Origin of the sequence: Bradyrhizobium sp. MOS001, from assembly GCF_004634465.1 — a bacterium.
Lineage (GTDB): Bacteria > Pseudomonadota > Alphaproteobacteria > Rhizobiales > Xanthobacteraceae > Bradyrhizobium > Bradyrhizobium barranii.
On record NZ_SPVJ01000122.1, the window covers coordinates 1 to 3,490 of the forward strand.

A 3,490-nucleotide genomic window follows, 5' to 3' on the forward strand; every position below is an offset into this window, starting at 1 on the left:
CGCAATGTCGTCGATGTTACACTGTGGGACAATTAAATGCGTCAGCTTCGCTGACTGAGGTGGGACTCGCCGGGGCTGGCGAAGGCGAGCCCTCAACCCAAAGGCCGCAAAGCTCTCCGGCAGCCCTGACGGACGCAGCAGTCTGCACATGAGCGCGCAGATGCGAGCGTTAAAACAGTATCGAATTCTGGCAGTCGGATGCAATCGGTGGAGTTTCAATTACCGCTGGTGCCCCAATCCGATTCCAAGATTGAGCGCCTTCTGACGTAGCGCTCCCTCGGTTCGCTTGGTCATTTTGGCTATTTTGGCGACAGGCGTCCGAGCCTTCGAGTGGGCCTTCAATTCCTTGATGTCGGCAGCGGTCCACTCGCGGCGAACCAATTTTTTCTTCTTAGCCAACTCGGCGCTCCCTCAGTGTTGAGGGCGCGGTCTAACAACATGGCTCGTGGTTCGCAACTCTAGCAACCGGGCCGCGCGCCCGTTCGCACCGGGCGCTCAATTGGAACCTCTTCTATCATTGGCGTGTTCATCGACAAACAACTCAGAGGAGTGTGCCTTGAACAAAATCCTCTTATCGCTCGGGACGGCAACCTTGATGGCGCTGTCAATTGCCAACGCATCTGCGAAAGATAAGCAAAGCGAAACGTTCCTCAAGAAGGCAATCGAGGGCAATTTCGCTGAAGTGAGCATGGGAGAGCTGGCACAGCAGAACGGCCAAAGCGATGCCGTCAAGTCGTACGGCAGAATGCTTTCCACAGACCACGCTGCCGCCAATCAGAAGGCTTTAGAAGCTTCCCGGGGACTGGGAATGAACGCACCAAGCGGACCGAATGCGAAGCAAAAAGCCGAACATGACAAGATGTCAAAAATGTCCGGCGCGGCCTTCGACAAAATGTTCGCGACTCACATGGTCGCAGACCATCAAAAGGATATCGCCGAGTACAAAAAGGCCTCGAAAAGTAAGGATGCTGCTGGAGAATATGCTTCCGGCCAGATAGATACGTTGCAAAAGCACCTGGACACCGCAAAATCGTTGAAGAGCGGTAATTGATCCGACGGTGGGAATTGGGGCGGCAGGATCGCGGCAAAGATATGCAAAGCGCCGGGCGGAAGATTATCCCGTCGGTTTACTGGTGCCGGGCGGATCGCTCGCGTAAGCCGGCGGCCGGGCTTAACCGATTAATCCCGCCAGCACGAGGACAGCTCCGGCGAGCATAAACCAGTGTGGATACTCCATCCCAGAAAGCATCGCTGTTCCCGCTAATGCTCAGTGTTCACCCTCGTACCGCATCGGCTGGGTAGGCAACCGATCTTGAGCGCGATGGTTTCGACGACTGCTTGTTTTTTGGTCGGAAAGTGCGTCGCCACCAACGACAGAACACCAGCGATGCAGAGGGCCGTCAGAGCGGCGCCCGCAACGCTTACCGCACCTCGCAACAGCAACTGCCCCAACGCCCGCAACATGGCATCCGCATAACCGGAAATGCTTAACGAATGCCGCTGCTTTCACTGACGTCGAACGTAGGTCGCGCCCCAGCCAAGGCCGAGTGTGGCGGCGACAAGCGAACCGAAGAGTACGCCCAGTTTCGCCGCCCTCAATAATCCTTGATCGGAGAAGGCGAGCATCGAGATGAAGATCGACATTGTAAAACCGATACCAGCCAGCAAGCCGACCAGACAGACGCCACCCCACGTGACTCCAGGAGCAAGGCGGCACCAGCCCGGTCGTACCGCGACCCAAGTCGCACCGACGACGCCAAGCGGTTTCCCAGCGACCAAGGCAAGCGCAGTGCCCATCATCACCAGGTGGCCCCCTGCGGAGAGATCAGCGCCCGTTAAGCTGACGCCGGCATTCGCCAGCGCGAAGATCGGCATGACGCCGTAAGCCACCCACGGATGCATTGCCATCTGCACCCGCGACACCGGCGGCAATATCTCGCGGTGAGCTATGCGAAGGTCTCGCAGCGGTTGCTCTAACAGGTGCGGATCCCTTGCCTTCACCACATCGCTGCTTCGCAACTGCTTGAGCACTCGCGACACGACTTCCAGCGGGGGCTCCGGCATCGGTATGGCGCGTGCCGGAGTTATCAGCCCGAGCACGACACCTGCAAGGGTTGGATGGATGCCGGCTACCATGAACCCAATCCAAACCAAAGAACCGGGCAGTACGTAAAAGGGCGCAGAACCGATCCCAATCCGCTGACATCCCAAAACCGCGAGAACGCCAATTGACGCGATGATGAAACCACCAAGCTGAAGGCTGGCGGTGTAGAAGATGGCAATGATCAATACTGCGATGATGTCGTCGATGATCGCCAGAGCAAGAAGGAAGACCCGCACATTGACCGGGATCGTTCGTCCAAGCAGCGCGAGCACCCCAACGGCAAAGGCGATGTCTGTCGCGGTTGGCACGGCCCAGCCCTGCGCTCTAGCCGGATCGATGTTGAGGCTCAGATAGATGAGCGCCGGGACGATGACGCCACCAGTCGCCGCGACCAGCGGCAGAATGGCTTGGTCGAGTCTGCTCAGTGCGCCTTCATGGACCTCGCGCCTAATCTCCATGCCCACGACCAGGAAGAAGACGGTCATCAGCGCGTCGTTGACCCAGAAATGCAGCGACCGGGAAAAGACGTATTCGCCGACACCGATTGTGAGCGGAAGGTTCCAAAAGGCGTGATAGCTATGAGCGAACGGAGAGTTGGCCCAGATTAGTGCAGCGGCCGCGGCCGCGAGGAGCACGGCACCGCTGACAGCCTCAACATGCAGGAACCTATGCAGGGTGCTGAGGGCCTGTTCCGCCAGCCGCTGGGCTTTCCGCAGATTGTCGAATGAAGAGCTATCGTTCATGGGCGCACGCTTTCCGCGTGGCGGCCCGACCATCGCTTGACCTGTCGCTGCTCAATGCAGCGAGCACCCGTACGCCGTTATACATCGCGATGGCGACAATTCAACCTCGGAGGAGTGATCGGTCACCAATGTCTGTTCTGGGTCAAGGGCGTCGGTGTCGCGCTCGGCTGCAAACTTCCGGTCTGCCCCGATGAACTGACATGTAGCTGCACCGCGTCAACGGAAGCGATGGGCCAATTCCGGAAGTCGCGACGCTCATTCAATGATCTTGTCAGCACGGACCAGGATTGTTGCCGGCACGGTAATGTTCGAGGCCTTGGCCGTCTTGAGATTGATGACAAGCTCGAACGTGGTCGGCTGCTCGACGGGGATGTCTGCCGGCTTCCCGCCTTTGAGGATGAGGTCGATAATCTCCGCGCCGCGCCGCCATTGCTTGCCATGATCGGTGCCGTAGGACATAAGGCCGCCTGCTTCCGCGAACTCGCGGTAGCCGTAGATAGCGGGCAAACGCAGGCGGGAGGCGGCAGCGGCAATTTCGGTCCGTTGACTAAACGTGAAGGGGTCCTCGAGAATCGCAAGGCCGCCGGCTCCTGCGACCTTGCTGGCCTCGAGCTGCGGCGCGATCTCCTCGGGCGAGCGCACC

General features: G+C 58.9%; 4 protein-coding genes. 1 reads left to right on the forward strand and 3 read right to left on the reverse strand.

Features of this window, described 5'->3' with window-relative positions; translation table 11 throughout:
- Positions 1 to 219: 219 nt before the first annotated feature.
- Positions 220 to 399: a hypothetical protein gene (locus tag CT676_RS43160; RefSeq protein WP_135217301.1), complete on the reverse strand. Its 180-nt coding sequence runs from the start codon at positions 397 to 399 to the stop codon at positions 220 to 222.
- A gap of 157 nt (positions 400 to 556) precedes the next feature.
- On the opposite strand from CT676_RS43160, the gene CT676_RS43165 reads away from it, so the two are divergent.
- Positions 557 to 1,051: a DUF4142 domain-containing protein gene (locus CT676_RS43165; RefSeq protein ID WP_135217302.1), complete on the forward strand. Its 495-nt coding sequence runs from the start codon at positions 557 to 559 to the stop codon at positions 1,049 to 1,051.
- A gap of 455 nt (positions 1,052 to 1,506) precedes the next feature.
- On the opposite strand, the gene nhaA is transcribed toward CT676_RS43165, so the two are convergent.
- The gene (gene nhaA / locus CT676_RS43170; protein WP_135217303.1) at positions 1,507 to 2,847 is read right to left on the reverse strand and encodes a Na+/H+ antiporter NhaA; all 1,341 of its coding nucleotides are present in this window, start codon (positions 2,845 to 2,847) and stop codon (positions 1,507 to 1,509) included.
- A 255-nt stretch (positions 2,848 to 3,102) separates the two neighbouring features.
- A partial coding sequence (locus CT676_RS43175; RefSeq protein WP_275552153.1) for an ABC transporter substrate binding protein occupies positions 3,103 to 3,490 on the reverse strand: 388 nt, incomplete at its 5' end.

Coding starts and splice junctions, on each gene's coding strand:
- nhaA (WP_135217303.1), bottom strand. CDS start 2,847: ATGAACGATAGCTCTTCATTCGACAATCTGCGGAAAGCCCAGCGGCTG.